The organism is Streptococcus mitis, assembly GCF_047464945.1.
In the GTDB taxonomy this organism is placed as follows: domain Bacteria; phylum Bacillota; class Bacilli; order Lactobacillales; family Streptococcaceae; genus Streptococcus; species Streptococcus mitis_EA.
This window is the reverse complement of record NZ_JASHAX010000011.1, coordinates 1-22120: the sequence shown is the minus strand read 5'-3', so window position 1 is coordinate 22120 and position 22120 is coordinate 1. Positions and strand designations below refer to the sequence as shown.

The window sequence follows — 22120 nt, the reverse complement described above, 5'->3', positions numbered from 1 at the left end:
CTAGCTTCCTAGTTTGCACTTTGATTTTCATTGAATATAAAAAGAATCCGCTTCAAGCGGATTTTTCTAGAAAGGACTAGTTATGGATCAACTGCAGATTAAAGATTTGGAAATTTTTGCCTACCATGGTCTGTTTCCTAGTGAGAAAGAATTGGGGCAGAAGTTTGTCGTTTCAGCCATCCTATCCTATGATATGACCAAGGCAGCGACAGACTTGGATTTAACAGCCTCTGTCCATTACGGAGAACTGTGTCAGCAGTGGACGACTTGGTTTCAGGAAACGAGTGAGGACTTGATTGAAACGGTAGCTTACAAATTGGTAGAACGTACTTTTGAGACCTATCCTCTTGTCCAAGAAATTAAGTTGGAACTGAAAAAGCCTTGGGCGCCAGTGCATTTACCGCTAGATACCTGCTCGGTGACCATTCATCGTCGCAAGCAACGGGCCTTTATCGCTCTAGGAAGCAATATGGGGGACAAGCAAGCGAACTTAGAGCAAGCTATTGATAAACTGCGAGCTCGTGGCATCCATATTCTCAAAGAGTCCAGTGTCTTAGCGACGGAGCCTTGGGGTGGAGTGGAGCAGGATAGCTTTGCTAATCAAGTGGTTGAGGTGGAAACCTGGCTACCAGCACCAGTCTTGTTAGAAACCTTGTTAGCCATTGAGTCAGAGATGGGACGGGTTAGAGAAGTGCATTGGGGACCTCGTTTGATTGATTTGGACCTGCTCTTTGTGGAGGACCAGGTCATTTATACAGATGACCTCATCCTGCCTCATCCTTATATAGCGGAACGTCTTTTTGTCCTTGAGTCCTTACAGGAAATTGCGCCTCATTTTATCCATCCGACATTAAAGCAACCTATCCGCAACTTGTATAATGTTTTGAAAAAATAGAAAAAACTCTAGTTTTCAGTCGTTTGTAACTGAAGGCTAGAGTTTTTATACTCTTCGAAAATCTCTTTAAACCACGTCAGCTTCCATCTGCAACCTCAAAGCAGTGCTTTGAGCAACCTGCGACTAGCTTCCTAGTTTGCTCTTTGATTTTCCTTGAGTATTAAAATAGGTCATTTTCTTCTGGGAGGAGGATAGTCTCTCTTCCGTCCATGTCTAAAACCAAGACTCTCGGGGGATAAAGAGGGTCAAAGGGATGGTTAAAGTCAAAATCGATGGCTGTAGGGAGGTGTTGACTTGAAAAGTGGAAGGTGATTTTTCCTTGGTTATTAAGCAATTGAAACTCTAGTTCTTCTTCCAATTCAAAGACATTTTTTAAGAAATGGTCAATAATATACCAAAAAGAGTCAATGACATCATCAGGCAAGCTGGTAACAATGCCAAAACTAGCTGACCGCATCTGGGTATTGGTAAAAGCCATATCTCTGCCCCCTTTCTTTTCCCTTATCATACAGCAATTAGGATTAAAAATCAAGAAAAGGTTATTTTTTTCTTTAAAACTTAGGCTTTCTATGAAATTTTTTTCAAACAATCTTCAAAAAATACTTGAAAGTGTTTACAAATAGTGATAGAATGGAATAAGTAGAAACATGAAAACGAAATTTTCATACCGTCTCTTTTTTAGAGTCTCGTGAGGTATGATATAGAAAGGAAATGGAATGAATACAGACGATACAGTAACGATTTATGATGTCGCCCGTGAAGCAGGGGTTTCAATGGCGACGGTTAGCCGTGTAGTCAATGGCAATAAGAATGTAAAAGAGAATACTCGTAAAAAAGTGCTTGAGGTAATTGATCGTTTGGATTACCGTCCAAATGCCGTGGCGCGTGGTCTTGCAAGTAAAAAGACAACCACTGTCGGTGTCGTAATCCCAAATATTACCAATGGTTATTTCTCAACGCTTGCTAAAGGAATTGATGATATCGCTGAAATGTACAAGTACAATATCGTCCTTGCTAACAGTGATGAGGATGATGATAAGGAAGTTTCAGTTGTCAATACACTGTTTTCTAAGCAAGTGGATGGTATCATCTTTATGGGTTACCACTTGACTGAAAAAATTCGTTCAGAGTTTTCTCGTTCCCGGACACCAGTTGTTCTTGCGGGAACAGTGGATGTGGAACACCAACTTCCAAGTGTTAATATTGACTACAAACAAGCAACGATTGATGCAGTGACCTACCTTGCTAAAGAAAATGAGCGCATTGCTTTCGTTAGCGGTCCACTAGTGGATGACATCAATGGTAAGGTTCGTTTGGTTGGCTATAAGGAAGCCTTGAAAAAAGCAGGAATCGCTTATAGTGAGGGTTTGGTATTTGAATCTAAATATAGCTATGAAGACGGTTATGCCTTGGCAGAGCGTTTGATTTCATCAAACGCAACTGCAGCAGTTGTAACAGGTGACGAGCTGGCAGCAGGTGTCTTGAACGGCCTTGCTGATAAGGGTGTGTCTGTGCCAGAAGAATTTGAAATCATTACTAGTGATGATTCACAAATCTCACGCTTTACCCGTCCAAACTTGACAACTATTGCCCAACCTCTTTATGACCTTGGTGCCATTAGTATGCGTATGTTGACTAAGATTATGCACAAGGAAGAGTTGGAAGAACGTGAAGTTCTCTTACCTCATGGTTTGACAGAACGTCGCTCAACACGAAAACGTAAATAGAAAAAATCAGGGAGTCGTGTAGATTTCCTGATTTTGCTTTCTGGAGAAGAGACTTACCCTTCCATATAGTCTTTCAAAGCCTGTCCTGTTAGTCCGGCATTGAGGGCAATGAGGAGTTTCAAGCGGGCTTTTTGGGCATTGAGTTCTTTAACAAAGAAGACACCTGCCTTTTGCAACTGCACGCCCCCACCTTGGTAGGCATAAACAGGCTCAGCGATACCGTTAAAACATCGTGAAACCAGGGCGACTGGGATTCCTTTTTGCAGAAGGCTTTCTAATTTTTGAGCCGTTTCTTTGGGAATATTACCAGCTCCGAAGGCTTGGATAATCAAACCGTCCAATTGTTCCAAATCCAGCATATCAATCAGCTCATCTGTCATACCAGCATAAGCCGAGATGATAGGGACTAAGCCTTGTATGTGATTAAGGTCAAAGCGAACACGAGGTTCAGCTGTTTTAAAGTAGAGTATTTCCTGTTTCATGATCAGACCAAGTGGCCCGTGTGTTGGAGTCTGGAAGGTACTGACATTGGTCGTATGTGTTTTGGTAACATACTTGGCAGCATGTATTTCATCGTTCATAACAACCAAAACTCCTTTGTCAGCAGCCTTGTCATCGCTAGCCACCCTTAAAGCACTCAGATAATTATAAACACCATCACTGCCGAGTTCGTTGGAGCTGCGCATGGCACCTGTTAGAACGATGGGCATATGGGGAACTTCCATGGTATCAAGGAAATAGGCTGTTTCCTCTAAAGTATCGGTTCCGTGTGTGATAACCACCCCATCGTAATTATCTGCTTCCTCTTTAATTTTTTGGTAGAGGGCCAGCATATGTTTGGGTTTGATATGGGGGCTTGGCAGGTTAAAAAAGTCCAAGGCGTGGACTTGGATTCCTTCAAGTGGGTTGGACACATGGTTCATGGGATTATCTGAACTCGTTACAACAGCGCCAGAAGCATCTGCCTGCATGGAAATAGTCCCACCCGTATGTAAAACAAGGATTTTCTTAGGCATGATTTACTCACTCTTTCTGAAATGTGGTATAATCATTGTATCACAAAAGGGGAGATTGGGATAGGATGGAAGTCAAAGCTGTTTTTTTTGATATCGATGGAACCTTGGTCAACGATCGCAAGAGTGTTTTGAAATCCACTAAGGACGCGATTAAGATTGTCAAAGAACAAGGGGTGCTTGTCGGTGTAGCGACAGGACGAGGACCTTTTTTTGTTAAGGAATTGATGGACGATTTGGACCTAGATTTTGCGGTAACCTACAATGGCCAGTATATCTTTACTAAAGACAGAGTCTTGTTCACGAGCCCAATTTCCAAGTTACATTTGCGCCAGCTCATTACTTATGCTAAAAAAGAGGGCAAGGAGATTGCATTAGGGACCAAGGATGCCATGTTGGGTTCCAAAATCATGTCCTTTGGTTTGGGTTCTTTTTCCCAACGAATCAGTCGCTTCGTTCCCTCTGTTTTAACTCGGACAGTGAGTCATTCCTTTAATCGTATGGTCAGCAAGGTTGTTCCCCAAAAGGAAGAAGACCTGCTTCATCTGATGAATCAGCCTATCTACCAAGTTTTGATGCTGATGACACCGGAAGAATCTGAGAAGGCGGCAGCTGATTTTGAAGACTTGAAATTGACACGTAGCAATCCTTTTGCAGCGGATGTCATCAATCAAGGAAACTCTAAATTAGAAGGTATTCGACGAGTTGGGAAAGAATATGGTTTTGATCTAAACCAAGTCATGGCCTTTGGTGACTCAGATAACGACCTAGAAATGCTGGCGGGTGTCGGTATGTCGGTCGCTATGGGAAATGGTAGTAGCAGTGTCAAGGAAGTTGCCAAGCACATCACTACCAGCAATCAGCAAGATGGAATCCACAAGGCCCTGGAACATTTTGGTGTTCTGGCCTCAGAAAAAGTCTTTGTCAGCCGTGACTATCATTTCAATAAGGTCAAGACCTTCCACCACATGATGGATGAACGAACCCAAGAAGAACCTCGAGCTTGGGATTTAGAAGGTGCAACCCACAGGGCTGGCTTTAAAATAGAAGAATTGGTGGAGTTTGTTCGGGCTGCCAGCCCTTCTGAAGAGGACTTTGGTCAAGCTCTATCGCAACTTCATCAAGCTCTTGATAAGGCAGCAGATAAAGTAGCTAAGAAGACGCCTGCCCAGCAAGATTTGGTGGGCCAGGTGGATGCCTTGATTGACACGCTTTACTTTACCTACGGTAGTTTTGTTTTGATGGGGGTTGACCCAGAACGTATTTTTGATATTGTTCATCAGGCCAATATGGGGAAAATTTTCCCAGATGGCAAGGCTCATTTTGATCCAGTGACCCACAAAATCTTAAAACCAGATGATTGGGAAGAAAAATATGCTCCAGAACCCGCGATTAAAAAGGAACTGAAGCGCCAGCTCAAGGCTTACGAACGCCATAAAGAGAGAAATAATACTCAATGAAAATCAAAGAGCAAACTAGGAAACTAGCCGCAGGTTGCTCAAAACACTGTTTTGAGGTTGTAGATGGACGTTGACGTGGTTTGAAGAGATTTTCGAAGAGTATAAATAGTAAACAAAAAGGAGCGCTGAGCTCCTTTTCTTTGTGATTATAAGGTTTTTTCTTGTTCTCTCACAACCAGCAAATCGACCTTAGCATGGCGGAGAATGTATTCAGATGAAGATCCGACCAAGAGGCGTTCAAAGGCGTTGAGACCAGTTGCGCCAACGAGGATGAGGTCCACTTCTTCAGCATCGGGAATAGTACGTGCCAGTAGGGTCTTTGGATTTCCCATTTCAATGACGATATGAACATCTGCCACACCAGCATCTTTAGCACGTTTTTCGTACTCTTTCATCAGACTTTCAGCGTCGACTTGGAGTTCTTCATAAACTTCAGCATCAAAGGTGGATACGCTTTGGAGAGCGCGTGTGTCAATGACATGTGCGATGGTGAGTTTAGCGTCGTTTCGTAGAGCAGAATGAACTCCCTTGACAAAAGCTAAGTCCGCTTCCTTAGAACCATCGATTGCGACCATGATATTTTGGTAACGTTGTGCCATAATGAAACCTCCTGAAATTTTCTTACTATAATTGTAAACCTTTTCACTATAGAAGTAAAGCAAAAAAAGTATTTTTCAAAAGAATGTTAGCGTTTAAAATCTATATAAATATATGATAAAATAAAAGAAAGAATAGCAGGAAAGAAGTGAAGGGAGGGAGAATGATGAAAAACTCTTTTCAAGAAACAAAAAAATCAAATTTCCTTTATTATGGAATCATCCTAGTTTCAGTCTTGCTAGAAGTTATCATGGTCTGGCAATTAGAGAAGCTAATTCCACTTCTCTATCCAGGTTTTATCGGCTTTTTAGTCTTTCATGTACTCTACCATCTGTTCTTATTCCTAGTTGCAAAACGAAGTGGGCGTTGGGATTACTTGATGATATGGGGACTTTTCCTCATGTTCAATCTTCTTTATGACTCCTTCTTAGGCTTGCTTTTTCTAGGTTTATCTTTTGGTATGTGATGTGACTTTCGCAAAATACCTGCTATCTTCCCTGTTTGACCTCGCTTTTAGTGAGGCTTTTCTTCTATCTCAATCTAGTAAAACATTTCAGTAAACTTGTCGCATTTTCTTTCTAGTGGTATAATGTTACTATCCTGATGAATTGAGGAAACAAGATGAAAGAATATAACAAATCTAGTAAGTTAGAGCATGTTGCTTATGATATCCGTGGCCCTGTTTTGGAAGAAGCCATGCGAATGCGAGCAAACGGAGAAAAGATTTTACGTCTGAATACAGGAAATCCAGCAGAATTTGGCTTTACAGCGCCAGACGAGGTCATTCATGACTTGATTATGAATGCACGTGATAGTGAAGGATATTCTGACTCCAAGGGGATTTTCTCAGCCCGTAAGGCTATTATGCAGTATTGTCAACTGAAGAAATTCCCAAATGTAGATATTGATGATATCTACCTTGGAAATGGTGTCAGTGAGTTGATTGTCATGTCCATGCAGGGGCTTTTGGACAATGGGGATGAGGTCTTAGTGCCAATGCCAGACTATCCTCTCTGGACAGCAGCTGTCAGCCTAGCTGGAGGAAATGCCGTTCACTATATCTGTGATGAAGCTGCAGAATGGTACCCAGATATTGACGATATCAAGTCAAAAATCACTTCTAATACCAAGGCAATCGTCCTTATCAATCCAAACAACCCAACTGGAGCCCTTTATCCTAAGGAACTCTTGCTGGAAATTATTGAGATTGCCCGTCAAAACGATTTGATTATCTTTGCAGATGAAATTTACGACCGCATGGTCATGGATGGACATGTGCATACGCCTGTGGCGAGCTTGGCACCAGATGTTTTCTGTGTCAGCATGAACGGTCTATCAAAATCCCACCGTATTGCTGGTTTCCGTGTAGGTTGGATGGTCTTGTCTGGACCTAAGACACATGTTAAAGGCTATATCGAAGGGCTCAATATGCTGTCCAATATGCGTCTTTGCTCTAACGTTTTGGCCCAACAAGTCGTACAAACTTCCTTGGGTGGTCACCAATCAGTCGATGAATTGCTCCTTCCTGGTGGACGAATTTATGAGCAAAGAAATTTCATCTATAATGCCATTCAGGATATCCCAGGTTTGTCTGCGGTTAAACCCAAGGCTGGGCTCTATATCTTCCCTAAAATCGATCGCAATATGTACCGTATCGATGATGATGAGCAGTTTGTTCTGAATTTCTTGAAGCAGGAAAAGGTTCTCTTGGTTCATGGTCGAGGCTTCAACTGGCAGGAACCAGACCACTTCCGTATTGTTTACCTTCCTCGTGTCGATGAACTGGCCCAAATTCAAGAAAAGATGACTCGATTCTTGAAACAGTATCGTAGATAGGGCTTACATTCGAAAAAGCTGGAAACATTTGCCTTGAGCTATTGACAAAAGTAAAAGAATCAGATAGAATAGTAAAGTATGTTTAGTAACTGATCACTTTATAGCCGGCTAAACGAATACAAAATCTATGAGGAGGTATTCATCGTGAAACGTACTTATCAACCAAGTAAACTTCGTCGTGCGCGCAAACACGGATTCCGTAACCGTATGTCAACTAAAAACGGTCGTCGCGTATTGGCAGCTCGTCGTCGTAAAGGACGCAAAGTTTTGGCTGCATAATCCAAACGAATTCTATCAAAAATCAGTAGGAACTCGAGTCTACTGATTTTTATTTTTGTAAAAAAGTACAAAAAGGCTTTATATTTTTGCTCAAATGGTGTATAATATTTCACATATAGTAAAAAATGGAGAATAATCATGAAGAAATCAAAAGTTATGCTTTTTGGAGCTATGGCTTTGACAGCAGGTCTAGCTCTAGCGGCATGTGGGTCTTCCCAATCAAGTAATGCAGACAAAACTTACTCTTATGTATTTGCCAGCAATCCGGATACGTTAGATTACATTACTTCAACACGTGGTTCCACTTCTAGCATCACAACCAACTTGATTGATGGTTTGTTGGAAAATGACCGGTATGGCAATCTCATTCCTTCTATGGCTGAGTCATGGACTGTGTCAAAAGATGGTTTGACCTACACTTATAAAATCCGTCAGGGAGCTAAATGGTACACTTCTGAAGGAGAAGAGTATGCGGACGTAACAGCTCATGACTTTGTGACTGGTCTAAAGTATGCGGCTGATAAAAAGGCTGAAAACTTGTACTTGGTACAAGACTCTATCAAAGGTCTAGCAGACTATGTTGAAGGGAAATCATCTGATTTTGCAACTGTGGGCGTTAAGGCAGTGGATGATTACACGCTACAATACACCCTCAATCAACCAGAGACTTATTGGAACTCTAAAACAACAGCAAGTATCCTTAGTCCGGTAAACGAAGCTTTCTTGAAGTCTAAGGGAGATGACTTTGGAAGTGTGACGCCATCAAGTATCTTGTCAAATGGTCCTTACTTGTTTAAGTCCTTCACATCAAAATCTTTGATTGAATTTGATAAAAATCCTAACTATTGGGATAAGGACAATGTCAAAATTGAGAAAGTGAAGCTCTCTTTCTTTGACGGTTCAGACCAAGATAGTTTGGCCCGAGGTTTCTTGGAAGGCAACTACACGGACGGACGTATCTTCCCAACAAGTTCAGTATTTGCTGAACTCAAGAAGGGGAATGAGGACAAGATTACCTATACACCACAAAACTCAGTTACTTTCTATTATCTTTTCAACGTTAATCGTCAAAGCTACAAGCAGACTATGAAACAGTCTGATAAGGAAAAGACAGATTCACGTGCAGCTATGCAAAATAAGGATTTCCGTCAGGCTATCAACTTTGCCTTTGACCGTCATGCCTATGCAGCACAGACAAATGGTGAAGATGGGGCAGACCGTATCTTGCGTAACACAGTTACACCAAGTAACTTTGTCCAAGTTGGCGATAAGAACTTCGGTGACATTGTCAATGAAAAAATTGTCAACTACGGTAAAGATTGGGCAAACATCAGCCTAAACGATGGTAAGCAAGCCTTCTTGAATCCTGAAAAGGCCAAAGAGAAGTTTGCTAAGGCCAAAGAAAGCCTGCAAGCTCAGGGAGTAACTTTCCCAATTCATTTGGATATGCCAGTTGACCAGACTGCTAAGTTAGATGTGCAACAGGCTGGATCTTTCAAACAAACAGTGGAAGAAACACTTGGATCGGATAATATTGTTATTGATGTGATTCAACTTTCTCCAGATGAAAAAGATCAGGCAACTTTCTTTGCGGACACCGCCGATCAAAAGGATTACGACATTGATATCTCGGGTTGGAGTGGAGATTTCTCAGATCCGAAAACCTATCTTGATCTCTTGGATCCAGACTCTGGTTCTCAGTTGAAAAACATGGGCTTGTCTGAAGGAAAAGACAAGGAAGTTAAGGACAAGATTGGTCTTTCTGACTATAAGAAACTCTTGGATCAGGCTGATGCGGAAATCACAGATACTCAAGCTCGCTATGAAAAATTTGCCGAAGTTCAAGCTTGGTTGACAGATAGTGCTCTCTTCCTACCGGTTCAAAGTGGAGGAGCTAATCCAATTTTCCGTAAGACAGTTCCGTTTACAGGTCCGTTCTCATTTGTTGGGCACAAAGGAGATTCTGACAACTACAAATATGTTGAATTGCAAAAAGAACCAGTAACTGCTAAACAGTACCAAGAGCTCTACGAAAAATGGCTAAAAGAAAAAGCTGAGTCAAATAAAAAAGCTCAGGAAGATTTAGCTAACCACATTCAATAATATGCCTAGTCATGCTTTTCAGTTAAGCATAGTGACAGGATTCAGAAAAAAGTCCTTACCAGAAGCTTCTTAGTTTTGGTAAGGACTTTTCTTTATTCTTTTAAGTGATAAGAGTAGCTAGCGACAACGACGTCTTGGTGCCAACGAAGGGCGTATTTGAGTTTGAGACTCATCTGATTGTGCAGGATATTCTGCCAAGGTTTATTAGGGATAAACTGGGGGACGAGGACAGTGACTGTATAGTTCTTTTTCTGAGCGTCCTCGGAAACCCGTTTGACATACTTGATAGTAGGCGTGATGATGTCGCGGTAGCTAGTCTTGATGTTTTTTAGAGTAATGGTTGGGAAGTAATCAGCAAATTCTTGGAGAATTTCTTGATCTTTTTCTGCTGTTTCCTTGGTAGAAATATGCATGGCTAGGACTTCGTCACCGATACTTTGAGCGTAGTTAATGGCTCCGACGCTGACGCGGGTGACATTTCCTACTAGGACGAGGACAAGATTGCCGTCGTAAGTACGTTTTTCGATGCCTTCATAGAGTCGCAGTTGTTGGGCCACTTTTTGGTAATGACTGTGAATTGCCAAGAAGAGTAGGGTGAGTACGAGAATAATTGGGAAGAAAGGCCAGATATCACTGAGACGGAAAAAGAGCAGGATCAACACGATAGCGTAGCAAATGATTGCCCCAAGGATATTAGCAAGAGCAGGTTTTAAGAAGTTGGTCCCTTTTTCCTTTTTCCAATGACGAATCATCCCAGTCTGAGATAGGGCGAAGGGAACGAAGACCCCGATAGTATAAAGAGGAATCAAACGTTCGGTATTGCCATTAAAAATGAGAAGAAGAATCATAGCCCCAAAAGCCAGAGTTAAAATTCCATTAGAGTAGCCTAGGCGGTCTCCTTTTTCCATAAAGAGATGGGGCATGTATTTGTTTTTAGCCATATTGTAAGCTAGCATAGGGAAGGCCGAAAAGCCAGTATTTGCAGCTACGGCCAAAATCAAGGCTGTGGAGAATTGGAAGATATAATAGCCAAGGTGGCCAAAGAAGGAAGTGCCAAGGATGCCTTGAGCCATCTGCGAAAGAATAGTCTCTCCGTGTTGAGGCATAATCCCCATCCAGTAGTTTAGGAAGGTGATTCCAGCAAAAAGAAAACCTAAAATCAGTGACATAATGGTCAAGGTTTGAGCGGCATTCTTTTCTTTTGGAGCCTTGAAAAAGGGAACGGCATTTGAAATAGCTTCAACCCCTGTCAGAGAGGCAGATCCGCTGGTAAAAGCTCTTAGAATGAGAACGATAGACAGGCTCGGAACAGCATGCCCAATAGGTGAAGTTGCCTGATAGCTGAGAGACCCTGTCATTAGTTGAAAGATTCCGTAGAGTAAGAGAAAGACAGTACTGATGATAAAGAGATAGACAGGAATCATCAGTGAACTGGCAGATTCTTTCAAACCCCGTAAATTCAAGAGCATAAGCAAGCAAACTAGAAAAATGGAGATGTGGAGGTTGTAAGGGTGGAGGACAGGGAGGGCTGCTGTGATAGCGTCAGCTCCAGATGATACCGATACCGCCACAGTCAGCATGTAGTCAACCAGCAGACTACCTCCAGCAATCAAGCCAAGTTGGGGAGATAGATTTTCTCGAGTAACCATATAGGCCCCTCCCCCTTGAGGATAGGCGTGGATGATTTGACGGTAGGAAACGGTCAGGCTGGCCAGAAGTAGGAGGACAAAAAGGCCGATAGGAAGGCTCCACCAAATAGCAAGAGGAGAGAGACTAGCCAAGACGAGGACTACTTGCTCAGGCCCATAGGCAATGGAAGATAGAGCGTCGCTTGACAACATGGCCAAGGCCTGCATTTTTCCCAGCAGACCTCCCTCGCCTTCTGTTAAGGACTTAAGAGGACGGCCTATAAAGGTCTGTTTTAATTTTGTAAACATGGTATTTTCCTTTTCTGAAAATTTCAATAAGTGCTATTATACTGCTTTGGGAGAATAGCGTCAAGAGACGACGATGGATTTTAGAATATTTTGTACGGATGAGGAGAGAGGTCAGTTTTTTTGCTATAATAGTAGATAGAAAACGAGGTTAGAAGAGATGATTTTTGATACACATACACACTTGAATGTAGAAGAATTTGCAGGTCGTGAGGCAGAAGAAATTGCCTTGGCTGCTGAGATGGGTGTGACACAGATGAATATTGTTGGTTTTGATCAACCGACGATTGAGCGTGCCTTGGAGTTGGTAGATGAGTATGACCAGCTCTATGCGACAATCGGTTGGCATCCGACAGAAGCAGGAACTTACACAGAGGAGATTGAAGCCTACTTGCTTGACAAGCTCAAGCATCCCAAGATTGTGGCTTTAGGTGAGATTGGTTTGGATTATCATTGGATGACAGCGCCAAAAGAGGTGCAGGAGAAGGTTTTTCGCCGTCAGATTCAGTTATCTAAGGACTTGAATTTGCCTTTTGTGATCCATACCCGTGATGCGCTGGAAGACACCTATGAGATTATCAAGAGCGAGGGCGTTGGTCCTCGAGGTGGCATCATGCATTCTTTCTCAGGAACTCTTGAATGGGCAGAGAAGTTTGTCGCGCTTGGTATGACCATTTCCTTCTCAGGAGTGGTGACTTTCAAGAAGGCAACTGACATCCAAGAAGTAGCTAAAGAGTTACCTTTGGATAAGATTTTGGTGGAGACGGATGCACCCTACTTGGCTCCTGTTCCTAAACGTGGTCGTGAAAACAAAACAGCCTATACTCGTTATGTAGTAGATTTTATCGCGGATTTGCGTGGTATGACGACAGAAGAGCTAGCGGCAGCAACGACCGCAAATGCAGAACGAATCTTTGGATTGGACAGCAAGTAATGAAAGAAAAAATTTCCCAAGTTATCGTGGTTGAAGGTCGCGATGATACGGCTAATCTCAAACGTTATTTCGATGTGGAAACCTATGAGACCAGAGGCTCTGCCATCAATGGCCAGGATATAGAGCGGATTCAGCGCCTGCACCAACGTCATGGAGTCATTGTCTTTACAGACCCAGATTTTAATGGGGAGCGGATTCGTCGCATGATTATGACGGCCATTCCGACAGTGCAGCATGCCTTCCTCAAACGAGATGAAGCTGTTCCCAAGTCCAAGACCAAGGGCCGTTCTCTGGGAATTGAGCATGCCAGCTATGAAGATCTGAAAATGGCTCTAGCTCAGGTGACAGAACAATTTGAAAACGAGAATGAGTTTGATATCAGTCGTAGCGACTTGATTCGCCTTGGTTTTTTAGCAGGGACAGACAGCCGTAAGCGACGAGAATATCTAGGAGAGGCTCTCCGAATTGGCTATTCCAACGGCAAGCAACTCCTCAAACGCCTAGAGTTGTTTGGGGTTACTTTGGCAGAAGTGGAAGAAGCTATGAAATCTTATGAGAACAGCTAAGCAAACCCCAAATGTAAGGGGAATGTGTTACAATAGTAGTAACAGATAATAGAAAAGAGAATAGATGAGAATTGCAGATTATAGCGTGACCAAGGCAGTGCTAGAGCGTCACGGTTTTACCTTTAAAAAGTCCTTCGGGCAAAATTTCTTGACGGATACCAATATTCTTCAAAAAATCGTGGATACGGCTGAAATTGATGACCAGGTTAATGTTATCGAAATCGGACCAGGAATTGGTGCTTTGACAGAGTTTCTGGCTGAGCGTGCGGCTCAAGTCATGGCCTTTGAGATTGACCACCGTTTGGTACTGATTTTGGCAGATACTCTTCGTGATTTTGATAATGTAACAGTGGTTAATGAAGACATTCTCAAGGTCGATTTGGCACAACATATCCAGAATTTCAAAAATCCTGACCTGCCAATCAAGGTAGTAGCCAACTTGCCTTATTACATCACAACGCCTATTCTCATGCACTTGATAGAGAGTGGCATTCCTTTCAGTGAATTTGTGGTCATGATGCAAAAAGAAGTGGCGGATCGTATCTCAGCCCAGCCTAATACCAAGGCTTACGGTAGCTTGTCAATTGCGGTTCAGTACTACATGACAGCCAAGGTTGCCTTTATCGTGCCGCGTACAGTCTTTGTGCCAGCGCCAAATGTGGATTCAGCCATTTTGAAAATGGTGCGCCGTCCAGAGCCAGCCGTAGCAGTAGAAGATGAGAACTTCTTCTTTAAGGTTTCCAAAGCTAGTTTCACCCATCGTCGCAAGACCTTGTGGAATAACTTGACAGGCTACTTTGGCAAGACTGAAGAAGTCAAGGATAAATTGACCAAGGCCTTGGATCAAGCGGGCTTGTCACCAAGTGTACGTGGGGAAGCTCTTAGCTTGGCAGAGTTTGCTAGCCTAGCAGACGCACTTAAAGGGCAAGGGCTCTAAGATGCAGGGACAAATCATTAAAGCCTTGGCTGGGTTCTACTATGTAGAGAGTGATGACCAAGTCTATCAAACACGCGCGCGTGGGAATTTCCGAAAAAAAGGGCATACCCCTTACGTTGGGGACTGGGTAGATTTCTCTGCCGAGGAAAATTCAGAAGGCTATATCCTCAAGATTCATGAACGGAAAAACAGTCTGGTCCGTCCACCCATTGTCAATATTGACCAAGCTGTAGTAATTATGTCTGTCAAGGAACCTGATTTTAACAGTAATTTGCTGGATCGGTTCTTGGTTCTTTTGGAACACAAGGGTATTCATCCCATCGTCTATATTTCCAAAATGGATTTGTTGGAAGATCTGTCAGAATTGGATTTTTACCAGCAGACCTATGGTGACATTGGCTATGACTTTGTGACCAGTAAAGAGGGACTCCTTCCTTTGTTAACAGGCAAGGTTACAGTCTTTATGGGGCAGACAGGTGTTGGGAAATCAACTCTTCTCAATAAAATCGCACCAGACCTCAATCTTGAAACAGGAGAAATTTCAGACAGTCTGGGTCGTGGGCGCCATACCACTCGAGCTGTTAGTTTTTACAATCTCAATGGGGGTAAAATCGCGGACACACCAGGTTTTTCATCACTGGATTATGAAGTGTCAACGGCTGAAGACCTCAATCAGGCCTTTCCAGAGATTGCTAGTGTTAGCCGAGATTGTAAGTTCCGTACTTGTACCCATACCCATGAGCCGTCTTGTGCAGTGAAGCCAGCTGTAGAAGAAGGAATTATTGCCACCTTCCGTTTTGACAACTACCTGCAATTCCTCAGTGAGATTGAAAATCGCAGAGAGACCTATAAAAAAGTCAGTAAAAAAATTCCAAAATAAGGAGAAACCTATGTCTCAATACAAGATTGCTCCGTCAATTCTGGCAGCAGATTATGCCAACTTTGAACGTGAAATCAAACGTCTAGAAGCAACTGGTGCAGAATATGCCCATATTGATATTATGGACGGTCATTTTGTGCCACAAATTAGTTTTGGTGCAGGTGTGGTCGAAGCTCTTCGCCCTCATAGCAAGATGGTCTTTGACTGCCACTTGATGGTAGCTAATCCAGAGCATCATTTAGAAGATTTTGCGCGTGCAGGTGCAGATATCATCAGCATCCATGTGGAAGCAACGCCTCATATTCATGGTGCCCTCCAAAAAATTCGTTCACTCGGAGTTAAGCCTTCGGTTGTCATTAACCCTGGTACGCCTGTTGAAGCGATTAAGCACGTTCTTCACCTAGTTGACCAAGTCTTAGTCATGACGGTTAACCCAGGCTTTGGTGGACAAGCCTTTCTACCAGAGACCATGGATAAGGTTCGTGAGTTGGTTGCCCTTCGTGATGAAAAAGGTTTGAACTTTGAAATCGAAGTGGATGGTGGGATTGATGATAAAACGATTGCTCAAGCCAAAGAAGCTGGTGCGACTGTTTTTGTAGCAGGTTCCTATGTCTTTAAGGGAGATGTCAATGAGCGAGTACAAACTCTCAGAAAACAACTGGACTAGGGTTGCCGTTTTTGCAGGCGGAGACCGTGGCCATTATCGGACGGACTTTGATGTTTTTGTTGGTGTGGATCGAGGCTCGCTCTGGGTCTTGGAAGAAGATTTGCCTCTTGCTCTAGCGGTTGGAGATTTTGATTCTGTCACTGCAGAAGAGCGTCAGATGATTCAAAAACGTGCCCAGCATTTTGTCCAAGCCCGACCAGAAAAGGATGATACAGATCTGGAATTGGCTCTCTTGACTATCTTTGAGAAAAATCCTCAGGCTCAGGTCACTATTTTCGGTGCCTTAGGTGGCCGTATTGACCATATGTTGGCCAATGTCTTTCTGCCTAGCAATCCTAAGTTGGCACCCTATATGCGTCAGATAGCGATTGAGGACGGGCAAAATTTGATTGCTTATTGTCCAGAAGGGACTAGTCAGCTAGAGCCTCGTTCAGATTATGACTATCTAGCCTTTCTGCCAGTTCGGGATAGCCAGCTGACTATTCTCGGTGCCAAGTATGAGTTGACAGAGGAAAATTTTTTCTTTAAAAAAGTGTACGCTTCTAACGAATATATAGATAGGGAAGTGTCGGTGACTTGCCCAGATGGCTATGTGGTCGTGCTGCATAGTAAGGACAGGAGGTAGGATGGAAAGTTTACTTATTCTATTATTGATTGCCAACCTAGCTGGTATCTTTCTGATTTGGCAAAGGCAGGATAAGCAGGAAAAACATCTAAGTAAGAGCTTGGAGGATCAGGCAGATCACTTGTCAGACCAGTTGGATTATCGTTTTGAACAAGCCAGACAAGCTAGCCAGTTAGATCAAAAAGATTTGGAAGTGGCTGTCAGTGACCGTTTGCAAGAAGTTCGAATGGAATTGCATCAAGGATTGACGCAAGTTCGTCAAGAAATGACAGAGAATCTCCTCCAAACCAGAGACAAGACCGACCAACGTCTCCAAGCCCTGCAGGAATCCAATGAGCAACGTTTGGAACAAATGCGCCAGACAGTCGAGGAAAAGTTGGAAAAGACCTTGCAGACACGCTTACAGGCTTCCTTTGAGACCGTTTCCAAACAACTGGAGTCGGTCAATCGTGGTCTTGGAGAAATGCAGACAGTTGCCCGCGATGTCGGAGCTCTTAACAAGGTTCTCTCTGGAACCAAGACGAGAGGAATTCTGGGCGAATTGCAACTGGGGCAAATCATCGAAGACATCATGACACCAGCCCAGTACGAACGAGAATATGCAACGGTTGAAAACTCCAGTGAACGAGTGGAGTATGCCATCAAGTTGCCCGGACAAGGCGACCAGGAATACGTCTACCTACCAATTGACTCTAAGTTTCCACTGGCAGATTATTACCGCTTAGAAGAAGCCTATGAAGCAGGTGACAAGGACGAAATCGAACGCTGTCGCAAGTCACTCCTAGCCAGCGTCAAGCGCTTTGCCAAGGATATCAGGAACAAGTACATAGCACCACCTCGGACGACCAATTTTGGAGTCTTGTTTGTTCCGACAGAAGGTCTATACTCAGAAATTGTCCGCAATCCGGTCTTCTTTGATGATTTGAGGCGGGAGGAGCAGATTATTGTCGCAGGTCCAAGTACCCTATCAGCCCTGCTTAACTCTCTATCAGTTGGCTTCAAGACTCTCAATATCCAAAAGAGTGCCGACCATATCAGCAAGACTCTTGCCAGTGTCAAGACCGAATTTGGCAAGTTTGGTGGCATTCTGGTCAAGGCACAAAAACACCTCCAACATGCCTCTAGCAATATTGATGAACTATTAAACCGTCGTACTACAGCTATCGAGCGGACGCTCCGTCACATTGAGTTATCAGAAGGTGAGCCTGCGCTTGATCTACTCCATTTCCAAGAAAATGAGGAAGAATATGAAGATTAGTCACATGAAAAAAGATGAGCTGTTTGAAGGCTTTTACCTAATCAAGTCAGCTGACCTGAGACAAACTCGCGCTGGGAAAAACTACCTAGCCTTTACCTTCCAAGATGATAGTGGCGAGATTGAAGGGAAACTTTGGGATGCCCAACCTCATAACGTTGAGGCCTTTACCGCAGGTAAGGTTGTCCACATGAAAGGGCGCCGAGAAGTTTATAACAACACTCCACAGGTCAATCAAATCACTCTCCGCCTGCCTCAACCTGGTGAACCCAATGACCCAGCTGATTTCAAGGTCAAGTCACCAGTTGATGTCAAGGAAATCCGTGACTATATGTCGCAAATGATTTTTAAAATTGAAAATCCTGTTTGGCAACGGATTGTCCGAAAGCTCTACACCAAGTATGATAAGGAATTTTACTCCTATCCCGCTGCCAAGACTAATCACCATGCCTTTGAAACGGGTTTGGCCTATCATACGGCAACCATGGTGCGTTTGGCAGATGCCATTAGCGAAATCTATCCTCAGCTCAATAAGAGCCTGCTTTATGCGGGGATTATGCTGCATGACTTGGCTAAAGTTATCGAGTTGACGGGACCAGACCAGACCGAGTACACGGTCAGAGGCAATCTCCTTGGGCATATTGCTCTCATTGATAGCGAAATTACTAAAACAGTTATGGAACTTGGCATTGATGATACCAAGGAAGAAGTCGTTTTGCTTCGCCACGTCATTCTCAGTCACCATGGCTTACTTGAGTATGGAAGTCCAGTCCGTCCACGCATTATGGAAGCAGAGATTATCCATATGATTGACAATCTGGATGCTAGCATGATGATGATGTCAACAGCTCTGGCTTTGGTGGATAAAGGAGAGATGACCAATAAAATCTTCGCTATGGACAATCGTTCCTTCTATAAACCAGATTTAGATTAATAATTTAAGAAAAATGAGCATTTTTTAGGACAAGAATGTTCGTTTTTTTATGTGAATATGGTATAATAAGTAAAAGATAAAAATTAATACTCTTCGAAAATCTCTTCAAACTAGGGTAGCATCGCCTTGTCGTATGTATATATGTAGGTATATTACAGACTTTGTCAGTTCTATCGACAACCTCAAAACAGTGTTTTGAACCACCAGCGACCAGCTTTCTAGTTTGCTTTTTGATTTTTTGAATAAAAATGGAATAGGAAATAGAAATGAAATTAAGAAGAAGTGATCGGATGGTTGTCATTTCCAACTATTTGATTAATAATCCTTATAAACTAACTAGTCTCAATACTTTTGCTGAAAAGTATGAATCTGCTAAATCATCCATCTCAGAAGATATCGTGATTATCAAACGAGCCTTTGAGGAAATCGAAATTGGTCACATCCAGACTGTAACTGGGGCTGGCGGAGGTGTTATCTTTACACCGTCTATTTCGAATCAGGATGCTAAGGAAATGGTTGAAGACTTGCGTGCCAAGTTGTCAGAAAGTGACCGTATCTTGCCAGGTGGTTACATCTACCTGTCCGATTTGCTTAGCACACCAGCCATCTTGAAAAATATTGGTCGCATTATTGCCAAGAGCTTTATGGACCAAAAAATTGATGCGGTTATGACAGTAGCGACTAAGGGTGTTCCACTTGCAAATGCAGTTGCCAATGTTCTGAATGTTCCCTTTGTCATTGTGCGCCGTGACCTGAAAATTACCGAAGGTTCAACAGTCAGCGTCAACTATGTATCAGGTTCAAGTGGTGATCGCATTGAGAAAATGTTCCTTTCAAAACGTAGTCTCAAGGCAGGAAGCCGTGTCTTGATTGTGGATGACTTCTTGAAAGGCGGCGGAACGGTCAACGGGATGATCAGTCTCTTGCGCGAGTTCGACTCAGAACTGGCAGGTGTTGCAGTCTTTGCGGATAATGCCCAAGAAGAACGTGAAAAGCAGTTTGATTACAAGTCACTCTTGAAGGTAACCAATATTGATGTCAAGAACCAAGCCATCGATGTTGAGGTTGGCAATATCTTTGACGAAGATAAATAAGAGATAGAACTAAAGGTTGGAACGATTGTCCCAGCCTTTCTTTGCAAATAGAATAGAAGGAAGCTTATGAAAACACCATTTATCAATAAAGAAGACTTAGAAGCGATTGTTGCCGAGTTCCCAACTCCCTTTCACTTGTATGATGAGAAGGGGATTCGTGAGAAGGCAAGAGCCGTCAATCAAGCCTTTTCGTGGAACAAGGGCTTTAAGGAATATTTTGCAGTTAAGGCTACTCCAACTCCAGCTATTTTGAAAATTCTCCAAGAGGAAGGTTGCGGTGTGGACTGCTCTAGTTATGTAGAGCTTTTGATGAGTCATAAACTGGATTTTCCAGGTTCTGAGATCATGTTCTCTTCAAACAACACACCAGACAAGGAATACGCCTATGCGCGTGAATTGGGTGCGACCATTAACTTGGATGCTTTTGAAGATATTGAACATCTGGAGCGAGCAGCAGGCATTCCAGAAATCATCTCTTGTCGTTACAATCCTGGAGGCGTTTTTGAACTGGGGACAGACATCATGGACAATCCTGGAGAAGCCAAGTTTGGTATGACCAAGGACCAGCTCTTTGAAGCTTTTGCTATCTTGAAGGAAAAAGGAGCCAAGACTTTTGGGATTCACTCCTTCCTAGCGTCCAATACCGTCACCCATCTCTACTACCCAGAGTTGGCTCGTCAGCTTTTTGAATTGGCTGTTGAAATCAAGGAAAAGTTGGGTATTTCGCTAGACTTTATTAATCTTTCTGGCGGTATTGGTGTCAACTATCGTCCTGAGCAGGAGTCGAATGATATCGCCTTGATTGGTGAGGGAGTTCGTAAGGTGTATGAAGAGGTTCTTACGCCAGCAGGTCTTGGTCAGGTTAAGATTTTCACCGAATTGGGTCGTTTTATGTTGGCACCTCACGGTGCTTTGGTCACAAGAGTCACTCATAAGAAGAAAACCTACCGTACCTATCTAGGTGTGGATGCATCAGCAGTCAACCTTATGCGCCCAGCTATGTACGGAGCTTATCATCATATTACTAACGTGACCCATCCAGATGGACCAGCTGAAGTGGTAGATGTGGTTGGTTCACTCTGTGAAAACAATGATAAATTTGCAGTGAATCGCGAACTGCCTCATACAGAAATCGGTGATCTGCTGGTAATTCATGATACAGGTGCCCACGGATTTTCAATGGGCTACCAGTACAACGCCAAACTTCGCTCTGCGGAAATCCTCTATACCGAAGAAGGTAAGGCCCGTCAAATCCGCCGTGCAGAGCGCCCTGAGGACTATTTTGCAACCTTGTATGGCTTTGATTTTGAAGAATAAAATGATAAGTAATTGAAAATGAAATTGAAAAACAGATTGCTTTCTAAAAAATAGGCAAAAATCTTGTTTTTCCTTCAAGTCGTGATATAATAAAACTATAAAACGTTTTCAAGGAAGGTAACGATATGTCTGAAGAAACAATTGATTATGGACAAGTGACAGGAATGGTGCATTCGACAGAAAGCTTTGGGTCAGTAGATGGGCCTGGTATTCGCTTTATTGTCTTTTTGCAGGGCTGTCACATGCGTTGCCAGTATTGCCACAACCCGGACACTTGGGCTATGGAGTCCAATAAGTCACGTGAACGGACGGTAGATGATGTCTTGACAGAGGCCTTGCGCTACCGTGGTTTCTGGGGAAATAAGGGCGGTATTACAGTCAGTGGAGGAGAAGCCCTCTTGCAGATTGATTTCCTGATTGCCCTCTTCACCAAGGCTAAGGAACAAGGAATCCACTGTACCTTGGATACCTGTGCCCTTCCTTTCCGTAATAAACCACGTTACCTTGAGAAGTTTGACAAACTCATGGCTGTCACTGACTTGGTTCTCTTGGATATCAAGGAAATCAACGAAGAACAGCACAAGATTGTCACTAGCCAAACCAATAAAAATATCTTGGCATGTGCCCAGTATCTATCAGATATTGGAAAACCTGTCTGGATTCGCCACGTGCTAGTTCCAGGTTTGACAGATAGAGATGATGACTTGATTGAACTTGGTAAGTTCGTCAAGACCCTCAAAAATGTTGATAAGTTTGAAATCCTGCCTTATCACACCATGGGTGAGTTCAAGTGGCGTGAACTGGGAATTCCATATTCCCTCGAAGGGGTTAAACCACCAACAGCAGATCGCGTCAAGAACGCTAAAAAACTCATGGATACCGAAAGTTATCAAGACTATATGAAACGTGTACATGGATAAAAAAGAAGCCTGATGGAAACGAGCCTACTGAAAAAGTCATCAAATTGATGGCTTTTTTGTTATACTAGAGATGAGGTGAGATGATGCTTGATAATCAGTTAACTATGGATGTCAGTCCTTATTCTAGTTTGTATGATATCGTGGTTC

At 43.0% G+C, this 22120-nt stretch carries 22 protein-coding genes; 18 read left to right on the top strand and 4 right to left on the bottom strand.

Going from position 1 to position 22120, the window contains the following annotated elements:
* Positions 1-82 precede the first annotated feature (82 nt).
* Positions 83-895: a 2-amino-4-hydroxy-6-hydroxymethyldihydropteridine diphosphokinase gene (folK, locus tag QM424_RS09230; protein ID WP_414394389.1), complete on the top strand. Its 813-nt coding sequence runs from the start codon at positions 83-85 to the stop codon at positions 893-895.
* Positions 896-1055: 160 nt separating this feature from the next.
* Here folK and QM424_RS09225 read toward each other — a convergent pair whose 3' ends face one another.
* Complete coding sequence (locus QM424_RS09225; RefSeq protein ID WP_000886037.1) at positions 1056-1373, bottom strand: DUF960 domain-containing protein; 318 nt, start codon at positions 1371-1373, stop codon at positions 1056-1058.
* 238 nt (positions 1374-1611) lie between these two features.
* Between QM424_RS09225 and ccpA the strand changes: the two genes are divergently transcribed.
* The gene (gene ccpA, locus QM424_RS09220; RefSeq protein ID WP_414394386.1) at positions 1612-2622 is read left to right on the top strand and encodes a catabolite control protein A; all 1011 of its coding nucleotides are present in this window, start codon (positions 1612-1614) and stop codon (positions 2620-2622) included.
* Positions 2623-2675: 53 nt separating this feature from the next.
* On the opposite strand, the gene QM424_RS09215 is transcribed toward ccpA, so the two are convergent.
* Positions 2676-3638 carry an asparaginase gene (locus QM424_RS09215; RefSeq protein ID WP_414394383.1) on the bottom strand — a complete coding sequence of 321 codons (963 nt, stop codon included), beginning with the start codon at positions 3636-3638 and terminating at the stop codon, positions 2676-2678.
* Positions 3639-3703: 65 nt separating this feature from the next.
* Here QM424_RS09215 and QM424_RS09210 point away from each other — a divergent pair, with 65 nt between their 5' ends.
* Positions 3704-5095, top strand: a complete 1392-nt coding sequence (locus QM424_RS09210; protein WP_414394379.1) for a Cof-type HAD-IIB family hydrolase — start codon at positions 3704-3706, stop codon at positions 5093-5095.
* Positions 5096-5241: 146 nt separating this feature from the next.
* Here the strand turns inward: QM424_RS09210 and QM424_RS09205 are convergent, their stop codons facing one another.
* Entirely contained in the window at positions 5242-5694 is a 453-nt protein-coding gene (locus QM424_RS09205) for a universal stress protein (RefSeq protein ID WP_000079148.1), read from the bottom strand.
* Positions 5695-5855: 161 nt separating this feature from the next.
* Here QM424_RS09205 and QM424_RS09200 point away from each other — a divergent pair, with 161 nt between their 5' ends.
* The 4 genes from QM424_RS09200 to QM424_RS09185 all read left to right on the top strand — a co-directional run bounded on the left by QM424_RS09200 (position 5856) and on the right by QM424_RS09185 (position 9910).
* The gene (locus tag QM424_RS09200; protein ID WP_000977361.1) at positions 5856-6158 is read left to right on the top strand and encodes a hypothetical protein; all 303 of its coding nucleotides are present in this window, start codon (positions 5856-5858) and stop codon (positions 6156-6158) included.
* Positions 6159-6313: 155 nt separating this feature from the next.
* Positions 6314-7528 (top strand): pyridoxal phosphate-dependent aminotransferase, encoded by a 1215-nt coding sequence (locus tag QM424_RS09195; RefSeq protein WP_000666457.1) that lies wholly within the window; start codon positions 6314-6316, stop codon positions 7526-7528.
* A 144-nt stretch (positions 7529-7672) separates the two neighbouring features.
* Positions 7673-7807 (top strand): 50S ribosomal protein L34, encoded by a 135-nt coding sequence (gene rpmH / locus QM424_RS09190; RefSeq protein WP_000831905.1) that lies wholly within the window; start codon positions 7673-7675, stop codon positions 7805-7807.
* Between the two features lie 138 nt (positions 7808-7945).
* Positions 7946-9910: a peptide ABC transporter substrate-binding protein gene (locus QM424_RS09185; protein WP_000748907.1), complete on the top strand. Its 1965-nt coding sequence runs from the start codon at positions 7946-7948 to the stop codon at positions 9908-9910.
* Positions 9911-10002: 92 nt separating this feature from the next.
* On the opposite strand, the gene QM424_RS09180 is transcribed toward QM424_RS09185, so the two are convergent.
* Entirely contained in the window at positions 10003-11847 is a 1845-nt protein-coding gene (locus QM424_RS09180; RefSeq protein WP_414394374.1) for an APC family permease, read from the bottom strand.
* Between the two features lie 157 nt (positions 11848-12004).
* On the opposite strand from QM424_RS09180, the gene QM424_RS09175 reads away from it, so the two are divergent.
* From QM424_RS09175 to pflA, 11 genes are all read left to right on the top strand, one after another.
* Entirely contained in the window at positions 12005-12778 is a 774-nt protein-coding gene (locus tag QM424_RS09175) for a TatD family hydrolase (RefSeq protein ID WP_414394372.1), read from the top strand.
* On the top strand, positions 12778-13344 hold the full coding sequence (gene rnmV / locus QM424_RS09170) for a ribonuclease M5 (RefSeq protein WP_414394370.1): 567 nt from the start codon (positions 12778-12780) through the stop codon (positions 13342-13344). The genes QM424_RS09175 and rnmV overlap by 1 nt, the downstream gene beginning before the upstream one ends.
* Before the next feature lie 64 nt (positions 13345-13408).
* Positions 13409-14281 carry a 16S rRNA (adenine(1518)-N(6)/adenine(1519)-N(6))-dimethyltransferase RsmA gene (gene rsmA, locus QM424_RS09165; RefSeq protein WP_414394368.1) on the top strand — a complete coding sequence of 291 codons (873 nt, stop codon included), beginning with the start codon at positions 13409-13411 and terminating at the stop codon, positions 14279-14281.
* Between the two features lies 1 nt (position 14282).
* Positions 14283-15161 carry a ribosome small subunit-dependent GTPase A gene (gene rsgA / locus QM424_RS09160; protein ID WP_414394363.1) on the top strand — a complete coding sequence of 293 codons (879 nt, stop codon included), beginning with the start codon at positions 14283-14285 and terminating at the stop codon, positions 15159-15161.
* A gap of 10 nt (positions 15162-15171) precedes the next feature.
* Positions 15172-15828 carry a ribulose-phosphate 3-epimerase gene (gene rpe / locus QM424_RS09155; protein WP_261037919.1) on the top strand — a complete coding sequence of 219 codons (657 nt, stop codon included), beginning with the start codon at positions 15172-15174 and terminating at the stop codon, positions 15826-15828.
* A complete protein-coding gene (locus QM424_RS09150) occupies positions 15791-16453 on the top strand; it encodes a thiamine diphosphokinase (protein WP_414394359.1) in 663 nt (220 codons plus the stop codon). Before rpe ends, QM424_RS09150 begins: the two co-directional genes overlap by 38 nt.
* A 1-nt stretch (position 16454) precedes the next feature.
* A complete protein-coding gene (locus QM424_RS09145) occupies positions 16455-17711 on the top strand; it encodes a DNA recombination protein RmuC (RefSeq protein ID WP_414394357.1) in 1257 nt (418 codons plus the stop codon).
* Positions 17701-18642, top strand: a complete 942-nt coding sequence (locus tag QM424_RS09140; protein WP_000703197.1) for a 3'-5' exoribonuclease YhaM family protein — start codon at positions 17701-17703, stop codon at positions 18640-18642. Before QM424_RS09145 ends, QM424_RS09140 begins: the two co-directional genes overlap by 11 nt.
* Before the next feature lie 266 nt (positions 18643-18908).
* On the top strand, positions 18909-19736 hold the full coding sequence (gene purR, locus QM424_RS09135; RefSeq protein ID WP_004242125.1) for a pur operon repressor: 828 nt from the start codon (positions 18909-18911) through the stop codon (positions 19734-19736).
* A 66-nt stretch (positions 19737-19802) separates the two neighbouring features.
* On the top strand, positions 19803-21053 hold the full coding sequence (locus QM424_RS09130; RefSeq protein WP_414368020.1) for a diaminopimelate decarboxylase: 1251 nt from the start codon (positions 19803-19805) through the stop codon (positions 21051-21053).
* Positions 21054-21178: 125 nt separating this feature from the next.
* A complete protein-coding gene (gene pflA, locus QM424_RS09125) occupies positions 21179-21973 on the top strand; it encodes a pyruvate formate-lyase-activating protein (protein WP_001288288.1) in 795 nt (264 codons plus the stop codon).
* Positions 21974-22120: the final 147 nt, after the last annotated feature.